Consider the following 20,129-nt stretch of genomic DNA (forward strand, 5'->3'; position numbering starts at 1 on the left):
CTTCTTCGTCGTTCGCTCGCGCTCTCAACTACGAATATGCAGACGGCGTCGACTATTGAGGACTAACCGCCCTCACTTCGCTCTCCATGGCGGTCAGCGTCGGCGGGGGTTTTCTCCAGACGTAACAGGCCGTCATCGAGACGGGCCAGATGCTCCTCGCTCTCCTCTTTGAACAGCCGTTGCAGATCGGGATCATCGATCATGTGACGTCCATCGTGATTAGTATTCGTTCCATCATCACGCCATCGCCTTGAGGCTTACTGCCGCCTCGTTCAGTCTCTCCACGCCCTCCTTGGTCTGGCTGATGCCAGCTGCTGTCTCCTTGGCACCGGCAGCGATATTGTTGGTCGCTTCAACCACCTGGCCGAAGGCGGTGGATTGCTGCCGGGTGTTGAGCATCACCTGCTGAGCATTTTCGTTGACGCTGGCCGCCATGCCGGAAAGGCTGTCAAACAGTTCGGCCACCTTACTGGCCAGCTGCGTCACTTCGGTGACGGTGCTGGCACCCTCGGCGGTCATCATCACGGAGGCGTTGGTGGTTTTCTGGATCTCCGCTACCAGTAGGGAGGTCTGTTCCGCCGATTTCTTACTTTCGATGGCGAGCTTGCGTACCTCGCCCGCTACCACGGCAAAGCCCTTGCCGTGTTCACCGGCACGTGCTGCCTCCACTGCAGCATTGAGCGCCAGCATATTGATCTCTGCCGACAGATCCTTGACCAGGGTGGCGATATTGCCGATCTGACCGGTCTGTTCGCCCAGGCGCAAAATCTGCTCGGCCATGGTGTCGATCCTCTTCTTGAGATCGTCCATCGCCACCACCGCCTGGCTGATGACATCGCTGCCCTCGGTTGTGGTTTCGCCAGCCTTTTCCGCCAACGTCGCAGCACTGGTAGCCTGCTCGGTCGACTGGCGTGCAGAGGCAAACAGCTCATCAATGGTTGACGAGGTCTGGTTGGCTGCACTGGCCTGTTGGCTGGCGGTTAGTTCATGCTCGGTAACGGTGGCAGCGATCTCGTTGGCTGAGGAGGAGAGTGAGAGAGCACTGTCGCGAATTTTTGAGATAACAGAGCGATTGATAAATATGAAAATCGCAATGCCGGTCAATACGGTACTCAACACCCCGCCAATAGTGATGATGTTGACGGAGTGAAGAGTGCTTTCCACCGACCTTTCTCTCTCTTGCAACAACCGGTTCTCTTCCACAACCATCTCGTCGATCTTGAAACGGATGCGATCCATAGCAACTTTACCCTTTCCTGAAAGCACCAGGGAAAAAGCCTCTTGCTCATTACCCCCCTCTTAAGCGCAATGGTTTGCGCCAGCTCATCGAGTTTTTGACCAGACAGGGCCTCAACCTCTGATAGCCTTGCCAATTGCGTTGGGTTATCACCGATCAGTTTCTTCAGTTCATCCGTTCTCTCTTCGATCTCTGTTAATGCTGCAACGTAGGGCTCCAGGAATTCGTCTTTCCCGGTATACATAAACCCTCGCTGACCTGTTTCTGCATCGATATGTAGTGACAATAGCCGCCTTAGTTTCGAGTCAACCACGTGGGTATGGTTAACCCAGCCGGAGGCTGTGGTGAGGGTTTCGATACCATTCCAGGCACCTAAGCCTACCGCGCAGACCAGTGCGATCATGATAGAGAGGCCAACCGGAACCACCACGCTCAATCAGGCAAATCGCCTCTCTCCGATGCTTGGTGAACTATGCTCTGTTCTTTCCATTACCGTGCTCCTTATTCAAATCATTTACGAAGTGCGTAAATCAAATCTAAAGACAATCTGTACGACACAAATTCTGGGTGCTTTCCGTGTTCGGAAATGACGCGAGTCCCGTTCCGATCGGTCTGTTTAGAGGCTTTCATCGACAACCCACTCCTCTCTCGCCAGCAGCGTGGGCAGGTCCAGCACAGTCAACATTGAGTCCGCGTAGGGAGCGGTACCGAGGATGGCCGTTCCATGCTACTCATGCAGCAGTGACGGGGGGGGCTACAAGACCTCTGACTGCAGATAGACAACATCATGTACTTCATCGACGGCAAGACCGACCGCCTGCTCGCCGATGCGACCAACCACGGCCCTGTTGCCACCATCGGCGGGTGGCAAGTTAAGCGCGGCGCGCGGGTCAATTAGCGTGAGTAGATCACCACGCAGACTCATAGCGCCCAGGATATGCGGCGGACAACAGGGGAGGGGGCTAACTCCTGCACGGCCGATAGTTCAATGCCAAAGTACTCTCCCCCCAGCTCAACCACCGCCAGACCCAATTGCGGAGAATTTTGGATTAGAAACTACAATTAATGTGGAAAGCTTTGGTGCAAACCGGGCTGCGATTCCAGAGAAGGATAAGGAAATCGAAGCTGAGAAATTTCAGCGTAATGAGCCATTGGATGAGGCGATAACCGATGCTACGAACATTAAAAGAAGAATCTCTGATCTTGAAAAATCTTTGGAGGTGGCAAGGAAACGCCTTAGCAATATTCCTGATCGTCAGCACGCAATTCGCTCACTACTCTGTGAGGAACTGGAGTTGGAAGAAGAGGATTTACCTTTCCTAGCCGAGCTCGTTGAGGTAAAGAGTGAAGAGGGAGCATGGCGAGGGGCAATCGAGCGAGCAGTTGGCACTATGCGTCTCAACATCTTGGTACCTGAGGAATACATGGATCGATCTCTCCGGTATATCAACGATCGAAACAATGGCCAGGATGTTCGTTTACGAGAGGTGAAAAAAGATGCTAAACCAGCTCGCTTCAGAGAAGACAGCTTCCTTTTTAAGCTCAACTTTAAAAAGCATGCTTACAGGGAGACGGTAAAATTTATTCTAGCAGCATATGATCGTCGATGCGTCGATACCCCTGAGGCACTCAAACACATCAATCACGGTCTGACGCGTGAAGGTCTGATGTCAGGTGGGCGTGGGTATTTCGAAAAACTTGACAGTACTCGGCTCGATCAGAATTGGATGACTGGCTTCACTAGCAATGATCGGATCCATGAACTGAGTCGGGATATCGAGGCGGAAAAGGAAAGGCTGGCCGTAGCCAGTACGACGCGGACTAAACTCAGTAATTTCATGAGAGAGCTAGAACAACAAAGCTTGATGTTGAGCGCATTCAAAACAATTGAATATCATAATATCGACCTTTCAATCGAGAACAAGCAGATTGCTGATTATCTGGCGTTGATAGAGGAAATGTCTTCCGAATCTTCTGACCTCAATGATGCCAAGTCACGATGGGATTTTTCACGAAAGAACTTTAAGCGTCAGCTAGAAAAGCACGAAGAGTTGGTACGGACACAGGATCGGTGCGAAAACATATTGTCAATCTTAGAGGTCGAACGGGAGCGAGTTATCAATGTGATCGGAGAGGGCATCTCAGATGACCAGCGAGAATTGATGCTAGAAGTGGTTCCGATTGGGGAGATTGTAGATAGTGAGACACTCAAGGTTATGGAGAATAATACGCGGGAGAAGTTACGTGACGACCATTCTAATCTTATCAAGCGTATCGGTGATATTGAAAAGAAACTCGTCTCGTTAATGAACCGTGCAAAGCAGGTCGATAATGGCCCGCTTTCAGAGGCGGGAGTAGATATCCCCGATATCCCTTCTTATCTTGATAGGCTGCAGGTTCTCGAGGAAGAGGATTTACCGGCAAAAGAGGTACGTTTTCTTGAGTACCTAAGAGAAACGACAGACCAGTCGGTGACCTAGCTGATTACCAGTATCGAAAACTCGTTGGAGACCATCATTGAGCGTATAGATGAACTCAACAACCTGATGCGGGGTGTCGACTATAAAGAAGGGCAATATCTTCAACTTCGGCCGCAGAGAAAAACGGGAGATCAATTCAGGGAACTGAGGGGGGCTTTGAGGATGCTGAATACTGCCAGACTGGAGATAGAACAAGATAAAGGCGATGCTCACTGTTGCCGAAGGGATCGTTGCAGCTTTGCGTCAATTCGGCCTATCGCCGCTATTCATTACGCCCAATAAGGAGATGTCTTTACTTCGCAAGAACTCGAATTCCGCAGTTGTCATTTTCAATAAAAATAAGCAGTCCAGGGCCGCAACGCTGACCTGGGAACAGATCGATCGAAAAGTTGCTGAGGCGAGGGTCTCGGTTCTGACGAAGCAATGATAGGGATCATACGATGGTTCTGAAAAGTCCAGACCGAATCCGAGATACCCTCAAGCGAAAATGGAAACAGCCAAAACGAAGAGAAGCTCTGCTCTTAAGTCATTCTGAGTGGCCATTGGAATTCCCAATCGGTACGCCAACTGGAAAGCAAATCGGCAGCGAACTTAATGCGGTCAAGCAACACATTGATACTTGGCGGGCTATATCCGTAGCTGGTCCAGGTGTCGTTGAGTGGAAAACGAAACAGTATAGACTCATGGATTCGCCTTTGGATGTTCCTGTCAAATGGCGGCTGAGCTCGTCCAAAGAAGTTATCGAGGCGACTGAAGATGAAAATGCGTGTGACCACCTTAGTATTTACGAAATAAAGACCGCTATGTACGACCTAGAAGATAGAGAAGCACGATTCTCTCCCTGTCGACAGTAGCGCTACAACCTGTGGCGTATCTGGGATGTGAGACATCACCGCACTCAATCGGACAGCATCACCTCCGCCCAATCAGGCAGTGGACTAACAAGAGGTTCAACAGTGCCGTCCGTAACGGAAAAAACAGGTATGAAGGGGCTCTCCGTGGAAGAATTGTCATAAACCTGTACGCGGTCACATAAGGGGATCGATATCTTGATATGTTTGAGCGTCCTTGGGATTCGACTATTCACCTTGTCATTCGGTACAAAATGTCCGCCTTCGGAAACGCGCTCGGCCACTCGCGCCCTATTCAATTCATCGGATTGCAGATGAACCACCACCATGATTACCTCATAACCCAGCGCCTTGGCCTGGGCCACAAAGTCAACTTTAGAGGGGTGGGAATAGACAGTTTCATAGCAAAAACTGTCCCCGCTCAGCAGTAGTTCGTTGCGCATCTGCTCGGCAATTTTGGCCGCATCATAGCTGTGCGCCTCAGGTGCGTCAGGATAGGCCATTCTGGCAAGGATGTCGGCGTTGATGAAGGGCAGGCCCAGCGGTTCCAGATAGTGCTTGTAGAACGTACTTTTTCCTGCTCCGTTGCCACCGACAAGCATCCAGAGTTGCTTTCTGGCGCTCAATCGGCGCTCTTAATGGGGGTAAAGACTCCGCCATGGAACGTTCCTGCTGTACGGACTCCGCCCTCATCGATCTGCTCCAGATAGCCTGGGTGCGTGGTGGATGCCTGGTAGCGAATCGAAGCAGTGGTCACTTTCTTAGGCAGCTCACCGATGCGGCGATCCGCCTCGACAGCAGCAAAGACTGCGTCGGGGTTAATAGGATGGGTGACTGTAGACTCCACATTCAGGCGAGCCAGTCCCGAACCAATCTTGAGCAAGGTATCGGGATCGACAAAAGCTGCGATCTGACGGCCCAGTGAGGCCCAGTATTCAACCTGCTCGGCTGCACTTCGATGATACCGAGTTCCAGCCACACTGGCGGCCTGCATCAGTTCATTTTGCAGACGGACGGGGGAAGCCGCTTTAGCCATGGTGCTGTTCCTCTCAGAGTTATAGCCTGCACCAAATGTAGCAGATTGCTACAGACTCGTCCATATGACGCCTACCGATTATTCTGCCGCCTCGATCAGCACGACTTGTCGAGAGGAATTAGTATCCGTTCGACAAAAAGCAGAGTCGGTTGCCGGAAACCTCACCTGAATCATCTTCTACGGACGTTGCGCTGGTGTCTTAGGTTACCTATTTTAGTGGATGTTGTGAAAATTTAGGGGTTATTGTGGAAATGTTTAGTACCTGTTGTGGACGACCAAAATGTAGGGTTAAAGGCAATATCTCTTCATGGGGGTAGTTTACATAATATACATTATGCGCAGTTATGGAATGATGGGAATTGGTCTGGAGCCCAGTCATGACGGCGTATGTAACCAAAGTTCTCGAAGATGCTTATGCGGGCAAAATGTCCTCTCTCCGAGAGATCCAGTTTCGCACCACCGGCCTGACAAACGAACAGGCAGCAGATTTCTGTTTCGTAACACCTCGAACTTGGCGTCGATGGCGAGCAGAAATGAACCCAAATCCGTTAGCCCTTCGACTGCTGTCGATCCTCGGCGGTTACGTCCCGTGGACAGGCTGGGAACGATGGGAAGTTCGCAACGGTTACATGTTCCCACCTGGTTACGAAAAGCATGGCGTTCTACCTGGTCACATTCTTGCGATTCCATTCGCCCAGCAGCTCATCACGAGCTATCAGAGGCAGCTCGAGGAACAAGGAGAAGATTCTCCCGATTTGGCAAAAATCGTTCTGTTCAAATCCGTGATATAAGCGTCAGCGAATATAAGCAAAACCTGTACGGGTACTCTGTAATACCCGTACAAAGTCTCACAGGTGAGAATATTTGGGGGATTTGCCATGGATGAAACCCTCATTTCGACCAAGTACAACTTAGGCATTTTGCAGGCCTGTCAGGGAGCAGCTAAGACCCCTGAATGGGGACTGAGAGCATTTTCAACATGGTGCCAAGCACAGATGAAGAGGGATTCTAAAACAGCCCAAGTAGACCGCTCTTTTTGCTCTGCTTATTCAGTAAATCCGCTATCTGCTGCTGTTTGGCACGTTGTGCGTAGTCGATGGCCTGCTGACGCCTGTTATCTCTTAATGAGTGATCAGCACCTTTGGTAAGGAGTATTTTAGCGATGTCTGTATGTCCATTTTCCGCAGCTAACATGAGCGCGGTTCTGCCGTCGTGGCTCTTTTGATCAACCGACGCACCTGCATCGATCAGTAGTTTTAAGATCTCGGGTTGGTTATGTTTCGCGGCAGCCATTACTGCCGACTGACCGGATGTGGTGACGCCATTTACACCTGACACAGACACCAGCTTATCCAGTAGCTGGCTTACCGTATCAACCCGGCCATTTATTACCGCACGATGTAACGGTGTCTCTGATTGATTATCGGCAATGTCAGCCCGAGCTCCGTTACTGAGCAGATGCGACACACATCCTTCACAGCCAGCCTCAACACCGTACCAAAGCGCTGTACGACCCAGCTGATCGACCTGATCGATCTCACGCCGAGTAAGATCTATCCTTTTAAATAGATGATCAGCCTTTTGCATGGCCAACAACATAAGTGCAGTTTTGCCTTCACCGTCTGCATTAGATACATCCGCTCCGGCATCAACTAACAGTTTTGCGCTCTTTAGGTCGTTCGCTTGTAGCGCCAGCAGTAATGCCGACTCGCCTTTGTGATTGAGTCGATGAATATTTGCTCCAGCCCTGAGAAGTTGCTGCACGGCATCTTGCTGTTTATTACCTGCAGCCAACATCAACGCCGTTGATCCGTTCTTCGCTGCGAGACCGATATCTGCACCAGCATCGATGATCAATTGTAAGATCCCCTGGTGGTCAGCCCAGGCTGCACGTGCCAGGGCCGTGTATCCATTGGGATCACGCTCATTGAGCTTAACGTCTTGTTTTAACAGCGCTTTGACCAACGCCTTGTCGCCACGCCAGGCTGCCACCATGAGTGGGCTCCAACCTTTATAAGCGTCCTGATTATTAAGTTTTTCTCCCCTTTGAATGGCATCAGCTACGATCTCACTCCGCTGTCTCTCAACACCGGTATTCCCTGGTTTGGCGCCATATTTTGTTAATAGCGCGATGATCTGCGTGCCGTTTGGGGCGCGTGATGCAAAGTCGATGGCGCTCTCACCCTCTCTATTTCGTATATTCGGGTCTACACCCGCCTCAAGAAGCATCATTGCAATGGCTTCACGGCCATATCGAACCGCCGACATTAAAGGTGAGTTACCGCTCCCATCTAGATGATATATATCATATTTTAGTGAAAGCAGTAGCTTGACCATCTCTTCATCACCGGCCTCGATAGCCAACGATATAGGGGTCTCATTATCCAGGTTGCTTTGATGAAGTTCGCTACCATTTCTAACAAGATCGGCAACTATTTGAGGATGTTTGCCCCTGATAGCCGATAGCAGCGCAGTCTCTCCGTGTAGATTAGGGCGATCAGCTACTCCACTATTGAGTAACATCCGCACCCTCTCCCGCTTACCTCTAGCCGCTGCCAGTCGAAGCGAATCTGGAGTGACAACCAGAACCTCATCCCCAATCCGCTTTAATCTCGCCTTAGCCTGCCGACTCCCCTGTGCTTTTGCTTTTTCATACCAGTAACGCGCCTGCTCCAGGTCAATCTCACCACCCTGCCCCTGCTCAAAGATCAGACCGAGGTTGTACTGCGCCTTAACGTACCCCTGATCTGCGGAGGCCTGCATCCACTTGAAGGCAAGCGCCTGATCAAGCTCCACACCGCGCCCGGTCAGATAGAGTGATGCCAGTTGGTACTGTGCCTCTGCTGCACCCGTTTGGGCCAGCTGTTGATAGAGCTGAAAGGCACGTTGATAGTCATGAATTCTGACCGCTGCGCGCGCTTCACCAAGTCTCGCATCCGCAGCCTGAAGTGGCATCGAAACAAGCGTGCTGTAGATCAGCAGCAGAGTGGCTAGACGATTACGCTGTGCCATATTTCGTCTCGATATCAATACCGATCTGCTTCAGGAACGGTGTGGGCAAGATACCTCCGGCAAGCACAATAACGGCATCATTAGACTGCTCAATTAACTCACCCTGTTGCTCGATCTCGATCCGATCTTCAGTGATGCGCTTCACGTTGGAGCGAAATAGAACCTTTAAGTTTCCCGCCGCCTCGGCGGCCTGAACACGCTGCCGGTTCTTCTCCTTGGCACGATTAAAGGCTTCACTTCGGTAGGAGAGTGTCACCTCCGTGCCCTCCTCTTCGGCCAGCGATGCGGCGGCCTCCAGTGCGCTATCACCACCGCCAACCACCACCACCGACTGTCCACGGTATTGCTCTGCATCAACCAATCTGTAGACGACCTTGTTCTGTTCCTCACCCGGTACACCGAGTTTTCGTGGCGTACCACGGCGTCCAATCGCCAGCAGTAGGGTACGAGTACGGTAACTACGCTTATTACTTGTCACCTCGAAACCACCCTCAACCGAGGCCACCGCCTCTAATCGCTCTTCAAAATTGATCTGAAGTTCGTGCTTCTCAACGACACCGCTCCAGAACTCAAGCAGCCGCTCCTTGGTGGTCTCCTTAAACCTGGTTTTTCCCACCAGAGGAAGTTTTACCGGCGCCGTCATTACAACCTTGCCACGTGGGTAGTGGGCAACCGTCCCCCCAAGACTCTCCTGCTCCAGCGTTATAATTGACATTTTGCGCTCTTTTGCCACCAGGTTCGCTGCAATTCCCGCCGGACCCGCACCCACGACCAGCGCATCGATCCAATCCCCTTCCTTTTTTTGGGGAGATACCTTATATATCGATTCCATTGCCTGCCTCCCCTGCTCTGAGGCATTTCTAATCAACCCCATGCCACCCAGCTCACCAGCAATATAGATTCCAGGTACGTTGGTCTCGAATGACTCATCAATCTGCGGAATGTCGACACCCCGTTTTTCGGTACCAAACACCAGCGTTATAGCCTTCATTGGGCAGGCGCGAGCACAGGCACCATGACCGATGCAGTGTGAAGGCGAGATCAACTCGGCGCGTTTCTTGATCAGTCCCAGCACCAGATTCTCAGGACATGCGGTTACACAGGAGCCGCAACCGATGCACTTGGTGGTGTCTATCAGTGGGTGCAGTGATGCTGGTTCTGTCAAACCTGAAGAAATAGTCTCTCTTTTCGCGGCCAGTGCATGCCGCTCTTTCATAAAGGCCAGCACAATGTAGCTCAGCAAAATCACCAACATTGGTGAAAAATAGAGAATCTGTCCCATTTCAATATCCAAAATCATTCTCCGCCACGACTCACTCCACTCACTCACTCACTCACACCAACTATCAACTTTAACTATGACTCTTATCTAACTGATACTTCTAGCTAATAGATGCTTAAGGCATCAATTTCGATATTTTTCCTTCTCGCTATTTATCAATAACCGATCGATCAAACAGCAAATGTCGACCGGTTCACATTAACCACAATTCCCTGTTGTTATTTCTACGTTTTGGGATATTATTCCCATTATTGAAATTAGACAAGCTCCAGAGACGAGCTTTGCAATGGACAGTGAGAGAGAGCAATGGGCGCTACAACAACCGAACGACAGGGGTGGGGAGCAGTTTTCAGTGGACTGATAACGCTGAGTTTTGCTGCAGCCGTAGTCGTCGTCCTCTATCTCGGTTGGCGTGTCAGTGGTGAACGTCACATCATCGCCGAAGAGGGAACCGGATATACGCTCGGTATTGTCGGCGCCTCACTGATGGTTGCACTACTGCTCTACCCACTGCGGAAAAACGCACGTTTTATGCGCCATCTTGGTCCGGTCAGTTACTGGTTCAGGCTGCATATGCTGTTTGGTGTGGCCGGTCCGGTCTGCATCATCTTCCACGCCAACTTCAATCTCGGCTCACTCAACAGCCAGGTCGCACTCTTCTGCATGATCCTGGTGGCCTGCAGCGGGCTGATCGGGCGTTACTTCTACACCAAGATCCACTTCGGCCTCTATGGTCACAAGGCGACACTGGTTGAACTGCGCGAACGACTGGAGAAGAGCGAGAACCAGATCCTCACCAGTGTCGCCAACCAGCAGCAGATTCAACAGCTACTCGATCAGTTAGTTGAACGCTCACTCTCCGTCTCAACCCTGGGCGGTGGGATCTGGCGCATGCTGACTACCGATCGCGCCATTAGTCGACGACAACGGCTGTTGAAAAAGGAGATAAAAAGATCGATCAAGGCAGTCGCTGCCAAACAGGGCTGGAGTCGCCCGGAGCAGCGACAAAGAAGACGAGAGAGTATTCGCGAGACAACCGCTTTCTTCCACACTGCACGCAAAGTCGTGCAGTTAAACGTTTTTGAACGCCTATTCGCCCTCTGGCACCTCTTCCACCTCCCCTTCTTCCTGATGATGGTCGTGGCCGGCATCGTCCATATCGTCGCAGTGCACATGTACTGATGAGCAATATGCCCAACAACATTGGCGAGATTTTTCTGTTTGCACTGTTGCTGCTCGGCTCCAGTCCGCTATGGGCCGCCTCGTTCGAAACCCTGTTGATGCCGGGCAAGGTGATCGAGGGACACGCCAAGTATGAGGAGCAGTGTGAACGCTGCCACGCCAACTTCAGCAAGGATGAACAGCGCACGCTCTGTCTCGACTGCCACGAGAAGGTGGCGGCCGACATCAACAAAGATGAGGGATACCACGGTCTCGATAGCGCGGTAGGCGAAACCGCCTGCCGCAGTTGCCATACCGATCACAAGGGGCGTGACAAAAAGATCGTACACCTCGATCCACACGGTTTTGATCACGACCTGACCGACTACAAACTCGAAAAGCGTCACCAACAGGTCGCCTGTATCGCCTGTCACCCCAAAGATCGCAAACACCGCGACACGCCTCAGCTCTGTATCGACTGCCATAAAAGCGACGACCCACATCGCGGTAATCTGGGCAAGAAGTGTAACGACTGTCACTCAACTACAGGCTGGCAGAAGAATCGTTTTGACCACGACAAAAGTGACTTCAAGCTCAAGGGCGCACATAAGAAGGCGAGCTGTAACAGCTGCCACATCGATCAACGCTATAAAAAGACACCCAAGCAGTGCATCGCCTGCCACCAGATCAACGACATCCATCTGGGTGGTTTTGGGGAAAAGTGTGAGAGCTGCCATAACAACGAGAAGTGGGAGAAGGGAGAGTTCAATCACGACAAAAAAACCGAATTCCCACTCCGTGGCGTGCACACCAAACTCGCCTGTAACAGCTGCCACAACAGCAAACTCAACCGGGCCGATAACAAGGGCAACCCGGGTAAAACCTGTATCGCCTGCCATCAGCAGCGTGATCGACACCGCGGCAGTTTTGGTGAGAAGTGCGACAAGTGCCACAACAACGAGAGCTGGAGCAAGACCAGGTTTGATCATCAACGCGACACCAAGTTCTCACTGGATGGAAAACATGGTGATCTAAGTTGTAGCAGTTGCCATCAGGCGGGGCTGTTTGAGAAGAAGCCAGAAAAGAGCTGCACCTCCTGTCACAAGGTTGATGATCCACACGGTGGCAAACTAGGTAAAGAGTGCCAGCAGTGCCACAACAGTGATAACTGGCGCAAGAAGATCGCCTTCGACCACGACCTGACCCGCTTTCCCCTGATCGGCCTGCACACCACCACCCCCTGTGGTGAGTGTCATCTCGACCGGAGTTATCAGCAGACCGAACGCGACTGTTACGCCTGTCATCAACAGGATGACAGCCACGAGGGACTGCTCGGTAAACAGTGCGCCAGTTGCCACAACCCCAACGACTGGAAGCTATGGCTCTTCGATCACGACACCCAGACCAAATACCGACTCGAGGGTTCGCATCGCGGCCTCAAGTGTGAGGCGTGTCATATCGATCCGGTCACCGAGCAGCGCGCAGAGCCACGTCGCTGCATCAGCTGTCATCGCGACGAGGATGCCCACTGGGGCACATTCGGCAAGCAGTGTGAGCAGTGTCACCTGCCGACTCAATTTGAAGAGATCGTTCTGCCGCGGCAGTAGCCGGGAGTGATTATGGATATCGGAATACAAAAACTGATTCGCCAACTATCGACCGAGTCACTTCACCACATACTGCTGATGGTGCTGATGCTACTGCTACTCGTCTTCCTCCCCTCCATTGCCGCCGCAGAGCGTTTTGACCACTTCACCACCGGCTTCCCACTCGAAGGAGCACACGCCTCGACCAACTGCACCAGTTGCCACATCGGCGGTGAGTTCAAAGGGGCTCCGACACGCTGTAGCAGCTGTCACTCCAGCGGCAGTCGGATCAAGGCTTCGAGCAAGGATGCACGCCATATCTCCACCAGCTCCAGCTGCGATGACTGTCACAGCAGCAGCGGCTGGTCTCCTGTGCGTCAGGTCGATCATCTCTCGGTTCTGGGTAGCTGCAGCAGCTGTCACAACGGCGGCAGCGCTGAAGGGAAAACGTTCAATCACGTCAGCAGCTCGAGTAACTGCAGCGATTGCCACTCCTCCACCGCCTGGAGCCCGGCCCGTTTTAACCATATCGACATCACTGCCACCTGTATCAGCTGTCACAACGGTGTGACTGCCGAGGGAAAATCGGTCAACCATGTTACCAGCGGCAATCAGTGCAACGACTGTCACTCCGACCGAGCCTGGAGCCCGGCAAGCTTCGACCACGCCAATATCACCGCCAGCTGCAGCAGCTGCCATAACGGAGTGACGGCTGAGGGCAAAGGGGTGCGTCACATGAGTACCACCAACGCCTGTGAGGAGTGTCACTCAAGCCGCGACTGGTCGCCTGTGATTCGCGTCGATCATCTGGCCGTGCTCGGTAGCTGCTCAAGCTGCCATAACGGCTCGACCGCCACGGGTAAAACCGCTAACCACATTACCAGTGGCAGCAGCTGCGATGACTGTCATTCGACCAACGCCTGGAGCCCGGCCAATTTCGATCACGATAACGCCACTGGCAGCTGCTCAAGCTGTCATAACGGCATTGCAGCCACCGGTAAAAACGTACGCCACATCGCTTCAACCAATAGCTGCGAGGATTGTCACAGCAACCGCAGCTGGTCGCCTGTAATCCGTATCGACCACCTGGCCGTGACCGGCAGCTGCTCAAGCTGTCACAACGGCTCCACTGCCGAGGGTAAACCAGCCAACCACATTGCCAGCGGTAGTGGTTGCGACGACTGTCACTCCACTAGCGCCTGGAGTCCGGCCGGATTCGACCACTCCAGCGTCTCATCCAACTGCATCAGCTGTCACAACGGCACCACGGCAACGGGCAAGAACACACGCCACATCGCCACCACCAATAGCTGTGAGGATTGCCACACCAATCGTAGCTGGTCGCCGGTGATTCGAGTTGACCACCTCTCAGTCACCGGCAGCTGTTCAAGCTGTCATAACGGCTCCACTGCCGCTGGCAAACCGGCCAACCATCTCAGCAGCGGTAACAGTTGCGACGACTGCCACAACACCAACGCCTGGACACCGGCGCTGTTTGATCACAATCAGGTCTCGCCCGGCACCTGCAGCAGTTGCCACAACGGGCTAACTGCGACCGGTAAACCGCTAACCCATCTACAGACCTCAGCACAGTGCGACATCTGCCACTCTATCCGTGCCTGGTTACCGGCGATTTTCAACCATGATGACGTCACCGGTAGCTGTGCCAGTTGTCATAACGGCACCTCAGCACCGGGCAAGCCGAGCAATCACTTTGTCACCAGTCAGGGCTGCGATAGCTGTCATCGCAATAGCAGCTGGACACCCACGACGTTCCGTCACAACTCAGCCGCCTACCCTGGCGACCACCGTGGCAACCTCAGCTGCACCAGTTGCCACCGCAGTAATAGCGAACAGGTCACCTGGTCGAGCGGCGCCTATAAACCCGACTGCGCTGGCTGCCACGCGGGTGACTATGAGCGTGATGAACACAAGAAGTATGAGAACCCCGACAGTTACTACTCGGTGAGTGAGCTACGCGACTGCTCGGGTAGCTGTCACGTCTATACCAACAGTTCGATGACAAGCATTAAAAAGCGGCGCTCGAGCGAACACCGCGTCAGCGATTCCGATTTTGACTAACAACATGGATAGAGAGTCGATCATGCCAAACCCAGTGAACATCGCTCGTACGATTGTGTTGGCGCTAATGCTGCTATTCACGGTAACGACTCAGGCGGCCAACAATGCGGCATTCGACCACTTCACTACAGGCTTTTCACTCGATGGCGCACATGCCACCACCAGCTGCACCAGCTGTCACCTCAATGGGGAGTTTAGATCGGCACCGACAACCTGCAGCGGTTGCCACGGCAGCACCGGCCGTGTGCAGGCCTCGGCCAAACACGCAAAACACTTTCCGACTAGCAGTCGCTGTGACAGTTGCCACAGCAGCAGCGGCTGGTCACCCGCGCGTGAGGTCGATCATCTGGCGGTGGTGGGCAACTGCACCAGCTGTCACAACGGTAGCAACGCAACCGGCAAATCAATCAACCACGTCAGCAGCTCCAGTAGCTGTAGTGACTGTCACTCCTCCACCGCCTGGACACCGGCCCGTTTCAATCATGTAGGCATTACCGCTTCCTGCCTCAGTTGTCATAACGGCGTTACCGCTGAGGGTAAATCAATCAACCATGTCAGTAGTGATAACAGCTGCAACGATTGTCACACCACTACCGCCTGGAGTCCGACCACCTTTGATCACACCGGTATTGAGGGGAACTGTACTAGCTGCCACAACGGCGTGATCACCGATGGAAAATCGAGCCGTCACATAGCCACCACCAATAGCTGTGAAACCTGCCACGCCACACGAGGCTGGTCGCCTGCGATTCGTGTCGACCACCTCGCTGTGCTCGGCACCTGCTCTAGCTGTCACAACAATTCAACGGCACTTGGTAAGCCAGCCAACCATATCGCCAGTAGCAACAGTTGCGACGACTGTCATACCAGCAGCGCCTGGACACCGGCCGACTTCGACCACAGCGTTATTACCAGCAGCTGTTCTAGCTGCCACAACGGCGTCTCGGCCACCGGCAAAACGACACAACACCTCTCTACCACCAGCGTCTGTGAGGAGTGTCACTCCAACCGCAGCTGGTCACCGGTAATCAAGGTTGAGCATCTGGCTGTGACCGGCACCTGCTCAAGCTGTCACAACAACGCTGCTGCTCTCGGTAAACCGGCCAACCATATTGCCAGTAGTAATAGCTGCGACGACTGCCACAGCAGCAGTGGATGGCTACCGGCTGATTTCGATCACGCCTCTATCTCAGGGAGCTGCAGTAGCTGTCACAACGGCATCTCGGCAACTGGGAAAACGGTGTTGCATCTGGCAACGAACAATAGCTGTGAGAGCTGCCACTCCAACCGCGACTGGTCACCCGCCATCAAGGTCGATCACCTGGCGGTGAACGGTAGCTGCTCGAGCTGCCACAACGACACCACCGCTCCCGGCAAGACAAACAACCATATCCCCAGTGGCAGCGTCTGCAGCGACTGCCATACCAGCAACGCCTGGAGCCCGGCCAATTTCGACCACTCCAATGCCTCGGGTAGCTGCTCGAGTTGTCACAACGGGAGTTCGGCAACGGGTAAAACCTCACAGCATATCGCCAGTAATAGCAGCTGTGAGTCGTGCCATAACAGCCGCAACTGGTCACCCGTGATTCGCGTTGATCATCTGGCCGTCAGCGGCACCTGTAGTAGCTGTCACAACGGCTCGACTGCGTTGGGCAAATCATCCAACCACATCCCAAGCAGTAGTAGTTGTAGCGATTGCCATTCAACAACGGCATGGTCCCCTGCGAACTTTGACCACTCAAACGCTTCTGGCACCTGTAGCAGCTGTCATAACGGCATCTCGGCAAGTGGAAAAACGAGCCAACACATCGCGACTACGAATGCCTGTGGCGAGTGCCACTCCAACCGTAGCTGGTCGCCTGTGATTCGAGTCGAACATCTGGCCGTCTCGGGAACCTGTAGTAGCTGCCATAACGGCTCGACCGCACTGGGTAAAACCGCCAACCACATCGTAAGCAGTAATAGCTGTGACGACTGCCACACCAGCACGGCATGGAGCCCGGCCAATTTCGATCACGACGCGGTGACCAGTAGCTGTTCCAGCTGTCACAACGGTAGCTCTGCCACCGGAAAGAACAGTGGTCACATCGGCTCCACCAGCAGCTGTCAGGATTGCCACTCCAACCGTAGCTGGTCACCGGTAATTCGTGTTGACCACCTGGCAGTACAGGGGAGCTGCTCGAGCTGTCACAACGGTGCCACGGCGCTGGGTAAACCGTCCAACCATATCGCCAGTGGTAATAGCTGCGACGACTGCCACACCAGTAACGCCTGGTCGCCAGCCAACTTAGATCACTCTGCCATTACCGCCAGCTGTTTGAGTTGCCACAACGGTGTCTCGGCGACGGGTAAGAGCACGCAGCACCTCAGCACCACCAACGTCTGTGAGGATTGTCACTCTAACCGTGGCTGGTCACCGGTGATCCGGGTTGAACATCTGGCGGTGACCGGTACCTGCTCCAGCTGTCATAACGGTGCCACAGCACTCGGTAAATCCTCGAACCACATCACAAGCGGCAATAATTGTAGCGACTGTCACTCCACCTCGGCATGGTCGCCCGCCAACTTCGACCACTCCAACGTCAGTGGCAGTTGCTCTAGCTGTCATAACGGAACCAGCGCCGAAGGGAAGACGCCACAACACATCACAACCACCAACGCCTGCGAGGAGTGTCACAGTAACCGCAGCTGGTCACCGGTGATTCGCGTCGAGCATCTGGCGGTGACCGGTACCTGCTCAAGCTGTCACAACGGCGCAACCGCACTGGGTAAAAGCTCAAACCATATACCGAGCAACAGCAGCTGCAGTGACTGTCACTCGACCACTGCGTGGAGCCCGGCCAACTTCGACCACTCCAGCGTGACCGCCAGCTGTTCAAGCTGTCATAACGGCGTCTCGGCAACTGGGAAAAATACCCAACACATCAGTTCGACAAATAGTTGCGCCGAGTGCCACGGCAACCGCAGCTGGTCACCGGTGATCCGTGTCGAACATCTGGCGGTACTTGGAACCTGTTCCAGTTGCCACAACGGTTCCACCGCCCTCGGCAAACCGTCCAACCACATTACGAGTGGTAACAGCTGTGACGACTGTCATACCAGCAGCGTCTGGTCTCCGGCCAATTTTGATCACAACAGTGTGACTGCCAGCTGCTCGAGCTGTCATAACGGTGTCTCGGCCACAGGTAAAAACGTACAACACATCTCGAGTACCAACAGTTGCGCAGAGTGTCACTCCAACCGCAGCTGGTCACCGGTGATCCGTGTTGAACATCTGGCCGTCACCGGTAGCTGTTCCAGCTGCCACAACGGCTCGACGGCACCAGGCAAACCTTCGAATCATATTGCTAGCGGTAACAGCTGTGATGACTGCCACACCAGTAGCGCATGGAGCCCGGCCAACTTCGATCATTCAACGGTCTCAGCGAGCTGCAGCAGCTGTCATAACGGTGTTTCAGCGACGGGTAAAAACGTTCAACACATTGCCACTACCAACAGCTGTGAGGAGTGTCACGGCAACCGTAGCTGGTCGCCAGTGATCCGCGTGGAGCATCTCGCCGTCGTTGGTAGCTGCTCAAGTTGTCACAACGGTTCTACAGCCCTCGGCAAACCGTCAAATCACATAACCAGTGGCAATAGCTGTGACGACTGCCATACCAGCAACGCCTGGAGTCCCGCCAACTTTGACCACTCGACAGTCTCTGCCAGCTGCAGTAGCTGTCATAACGGCGTGAGTGCAACCGGCAAATCGGTGCAACATATCGCCTCTACCAACAGCTGTGACGAGTGCCACGGTAATCGTAGCTGGTCGCCAGTTATCCGCGTCGAACATCTCGCCGTGGTGGGTAGCTGCTCAAGTTGTCACAACGGTTCCACGGCACTCGGTAAACCGTCTAACCATATTGTCAGTGGTAATAGCTGTGATGATTGCCACAGCAGCAACGCCTGGAGCCCTGCGAACTTCGATCACTCTGCAGTGACCGCTAGCTGTTCGAGTTGTCACAACGGTGTCTCAGCCACCGGGAAAACGGCGCAACACATCAGCTCGACCAACAGCTGCGACGAGTGCCACTCCAACCGTAGCTGGTCACCGGTGATTCGGGTTGAGCACTTGGCCGTACTCGGCACCTGCTCCAGTTGTCATAACGGCTCCACGGCGTTGGGTAAACCTTCCAACCACATTGCTAGCAGTAATAGTTGTGATGACTGCCATACCAGCAACGCTTGGTCACCGGCCAACTTTGATCACAGCAGTGTGAGCGCCAGCTGTTCAAGCTGTCATAACGGTGTTTCAGCAACCGGTAAGAACACTCAACACATCACGACCACTAACAGCTGTGATGAGTGTCACTCCAATCGCAGCTGGTCACCGGTAATTCGAGTTGAGCACTTGGCCGTACTCGGCACCTGCTCCAGTTGCCATAACGGATCCACCGCGTTGGGCAAACCCTCCAACCATATTACGAGTGGCAATAGCTGTGACGACTGCCACTCAACCAACGCATGGAGCCCGGCAAATTTCGACCACTCTACCGTTACAGCAAGTTGCTCGAGCTGCCATAACGGCGTCTCAGCAACCGGTAAGAACACCCAGCACATCAGCACTACCAATAGCTGTGAGGAGTGCCACAGCAACCGTAGCTGGTCGCCGGTGATTCGCGTTGAACACCTCTCTGTACTAGGCACCTGTTCAAGCTGTCACAACGGCTCTACGGCACTTGGCAAACCGGTCAATCACCTGCCCAGCGGCAATAGCTGTGATGACTGCCACAGCACCAACGGCTGGACACCGGCACTGTTTGATCACAATCAGGTCTCAGCTGGCACCTGTAGTAGCTGTCATAACGGAGTCACTTCAAGCGGAAAACCGCTGACCCATATCACCACCAGCGCCCAGTGTGATATCTGCCACACCATTCGAGCCTGGTTGCCGGCAACCTTCAGCCATGACGATGTCAGCGGAAGCTGTACCAGCTGTCATAACGGTGTTTCAGCACCGGGCAAACCCAGTAGTCACTTCATTACCAGCCAGAGCTGCGATAGTTGCCATCGCAATACGAGTTGGACACCGACCACCTTCCGTCACAGTTCAGCCGCCTACCCTGGCGACCATCGTGGCAACCTCAGCTGCAGCAGCTGCCACCGCTCCAATAGTGAACAGGTGACCTGGAGCAGCGGTGCCTATAAACCCGATTGCGCAGGCTGCCATGCGGGTGATTACGAGCGCGATGAGCACAAGAAGCATGAGAATCCCGATGGCTACTACTCAGTGAGCGAACTGCGCGACTGCAGTGGTAGTTGTCACGTCTACACCAATAGTTCGATGAGCACGATAAAAGAACGTGAGTCTGGCGAGCATCGCGTCAGCGACTCATCTTTCGATTAACCCATAACTGGATCGA

The 20,129-nt window shown here is 53.5% G+C and carries 14 protein-coding genes and 2 pseudogenes; 7 read left to right on the forward strand and 9 right to left on the reverse strand.

Annotation, left to right across the window (positions count from 1 at the left end; genetic code table 11):
* Positions 1 to 62: 62 nt before the first annotated feature.
* From BOW52_RS17005 to BOW52_RS08200, 5 genes and pseudogenes are all read right to left on the reverse strand, one after another.
* Positions 63 to 203 (reverse strand): hypothetical protein, encoded by a 141-nt coding sequence (locus tag BOW52_RS17005; RefSeq protein ID WP_172840265.1) that lies wholly within the window; start codon positions 201 to 203, stop codon positions 63 to 65.
* A gap of 34 nt (positions 204 to 237) precedes the next feature.
* Entirely contained in the window at positions 238 to 1,203 is a 966-nt protein-coding gene (locus BOW52_RS08190) for a methyl-accepting chemotaxis protein (RefSeq protein ID WP_269087643.1), read from the reverse strand.
* Positions 1,180 to 1,278 (reverse strand): annotated as a pseudogene (locus BOW52_RS17735) (hypothetical protein); the annotation flags it as partial. The gene BOW52_RS08190 and the pseudogene BOW52_RS17735, both read right to left, overlap by 24 nt.
* A 29-nt stretch (positions 1,279 to 1,307) precedes the next feature.
* Positions 1,308 to 1,640: pseudogene (locus BOW52_RS17990) on the reverse strand (CHASE3 domain-containing protein); the annotation flags it as partial.
* 351 nt (positions 1,641 to 1,991) lie between these two features.
* On the reverse strand, positions 1,992 to 2,219 hold the full coding sequence (locus BOW52_RS08200) for a chemotaxis protein CheW (protein ID WP_269087644.1): 228 nt from the start codon (positions 2,217 to 2,219) through the stop codon (positions 1,992 to 1,994).
* A gap of 85 nt (positions 2,220 to 2,304) precedes the next feature.
* Here BOW52_RS08200 and BOW52_RS08205 point away from each other — a divergent pair, with 85 nt between their 5' ends.
* Together BOW52_RS08205 and BOW52_RS08215 are read left to right on the forward strand one after the other, a co-directional pair.
* Positions 2,305 to 3,717, forward strand: coding sequence for a hypothetical protein (locus BOW52_RS08205; protein ID WP_078483609.1), 1,413 nt, complete (start codon positions 2,305 to 2,307; stop codon positions 3,715 to 3,717).
* 440 nt (positions 3,718 to 4,157) lie between these two features.
* Entirely contained in the window at positions 4,158 to 4,571 is a 414-nt protein-coding gene (locus BOW52_RS08215) for a DUF3322 domain-containing protein (protein ID WP_078483611.1), read from the forward strand.
* A 44-nt stretch (positions 4,572 to 4,615) separates the two neighbouring features.
* Here the strand turns inward: BOW52_RS08215 and BOW52_RS08220 are convergent, their stop codons facing one another.
* Positions 4,616 to 5,194, reverse strand: coding sequence for an AAA family ATPase (locus BOW52_RS08220; RefSeq protein WP_172840267.1), 579 nt, complete (start codon positions 5,192 to 5,194; stop codon positions 4,616 to 4,618).
* On the reverse strand, positions 5,191 to 5,604 hold the full coding sequence (locus BOW52_RS08225; RefSeq protein ID WP_078483612.1) for a TA system antitoxin ParD family protein: 414 nt from the start codon (positions 5,602 to 5,604) through the stop codon (positions 5,191 to 5,193). The genes BOW52_RS08220 and BOW52_RS08225 overlap by 4 nt, the downstream gene beginning before the upstream one ends.
* A 377-nt stretch (positions 5,605 to 5,981) precedes the next feature.
* Between BOW52_RS08225 and BOW52_RS08230 the strand changes: the two genes are divergently transcribed.
* A complete protein-coding gene (locus BOW52_RS08230) occupies positions 5,982 to 6,395 on the forward strand; it encodes a hypothetical protein (protein WP_078483613.1) in 414 nt (137 codons plus the stop codon).
* Positions 6,396 to 6,612: 217 nt separating this feature from the next.
* On the opposite strand, the gene BOW52_RS08235 is transcribed toward BOW52_RS08230, so the two are convergent.
* The gene (locus tag BOW52_RS08235; RefSeq protein WP_078483614.1) at positions 6,613 to 8,616 is read right to left on the reverse strand and encodes an ankyrin repeat domain-containing protein; all 2,004 of its coding nucleotides are present in this window, start codon (positions 8,614 to 8,616) and stop codon (positions 6,613 to 6,615) included.
* Positions 8,603 to 9,916, reverse strand: coding sequence for an NAD(P)-binding domain-containing protein (locus tag BOW52_RS08240; RefSeq protein ID WP_078483615.1), 1,314 nt, complete (start codon positions 9,914 to 9,916; stop codon positions 8,603 to 8,605). The genes BOW52_RS08235 and BOW52_RS08240 overlap by 14 nt, the downstream gene beginning before the upstream one ends.
* A gap of 288 nt (positions 9,917 to 10,204) precedes the next feature.
* On the opposite strand from BOW52_RS08240, the gene BOW52_RS08245 reads away from it, so the two are divergent.
* From BOW52_RS08245 to BOW52_RS08265, 4 genes are read left to right on the forward strand one after another with little or no spacing between them, the layout of a single operon-like run.
* Complete coding sequence (locus BOW52_RS08245; RefSeq protein WP_078483616.1) at positions 10,205 to 11,080, forward strand: hypothetical protein; 876 nt, start codon at positions 10,205 to 10,207, stop codon at positions 11,078 to 11,080.
* Positions 11,080 to 12,666 carry a cytochrome c3 family protein gene (locus BOW52_RS08250; RefSeq protein WP_078483617.1) on the forward strand — a complete coding sequence of 529 codons (1,587 nt, stop codon included), beginning with the start codon at positions 11,080 to 11,082 and terminating at the stop codon, positions 12,664 to 12,666. Before BOW52_RS08245 ends, BOW52_RS08250 begins: the two co-directional genes overlap by 1 nt.
* Before the next feature lie 12 nt (positions 12,667 to 12,678).
* On the forward strand, positions 12,679 to 14,727 hold the full coding sequence (locus BOW52_RS08260; protein ID WP_078483618.1) for a cytochrome c3 family protein: 2,049 nt from the start codon (positions 12,679 to 12,681) through the stop codon (positions 14,725 to 14,727).
* A gap of 22 nt (positions 14,728 to 14,749) precedes the next feature.
* Entirely contained in the window at positions 14,750 to 20,113 is a 5,364-nt protein-coding gene (locus BOW52_RS08265; RefSeq protein ID WP_135622173.1) for a hypothetical protein, read from the forward strand.
* Positions 20,114 to 20,129: the final 16 nt, after the last annotated feature.

Source organism: Solemya pervernicosa gill symbiont, assembly GCF_002020875.1.
In the GTDB taxonomy this organism is placed as follows: domain Bacteria; phylum Pseudomonadota; class Gammaproteobacteria.

Bases quoted from the DNA above. Each gene is read 5' to 3' on its own strand.
- BOW52_RS08225 (WP_078483612.1), bottom strand. From the start codon at position 5,604: ATGGCTAAAGCGGCTTCCCCCGTCCGTCTGCAAAATGAACTGATGCAG.
- BOW52_RS08230 (WP_078483613.1), top strand. From the start codon at position 5,982: ATGACGGCGTATGTAACCAAAGTTCTCGAAGATGCTTATGCGGGCAAA.
- BOW52_RS08265 (WP_135622173.1), top strand. From the start codon at position 14,750: ATGCCAAACCCAGTGAACATCGCTCGTACGATTGTGTTGGCGCTAATG.
- BOW52_RS17005 (WP_172840265.1), bottom strand. From the start codon at position 203: ATGATCGATGATCCCGATCTGCAACGGCTGTTCAAAGAGGAGAGCGAG.
- BOW52_RS08250 (WP_078483617.1), top strand. From the start codon at position 11,080: ATGAGCAATATGCCCAACAACATTGGCGAGATTTTTCTGTTTGCACTG.
- BOW52_RS08215 (WP_078483611.1), top strand. From the start codon at position 4,158: ATGGTTCTGAAAAGTCCAGACCGAATCCGAGATACCCTCAAGCGAAAA.
- BOW52_RS08235 (WP_078483614.1), bottom strand. From the start codon at position 8,616: ATGGCACAGCGTAATCGTCTAGCCACTCTGCTGCTGATCTACAGCACG.
- BOW52_RS08240 (WP_078483615.1), bottom strand. From the start codon at position 9,916: ATGATTTTGGATATTGAAATGGGACAGATTCTCTATTTTTCACCAATG.
- BOW52_RS08260 (WP_078483618.1), top strand. From the start codon at position 12,679: ATGGATATCGGAATACAAAAACTGATTCGCCAACTATCGACCGAGTCA.
- BOW52_RS08245 (WP_078483616.1), top strand. From the start codon at position 10,205: ATGGGCGCTACAACAACCGAACGACAGGGGTGGGGAGCAGTTTTCAGT.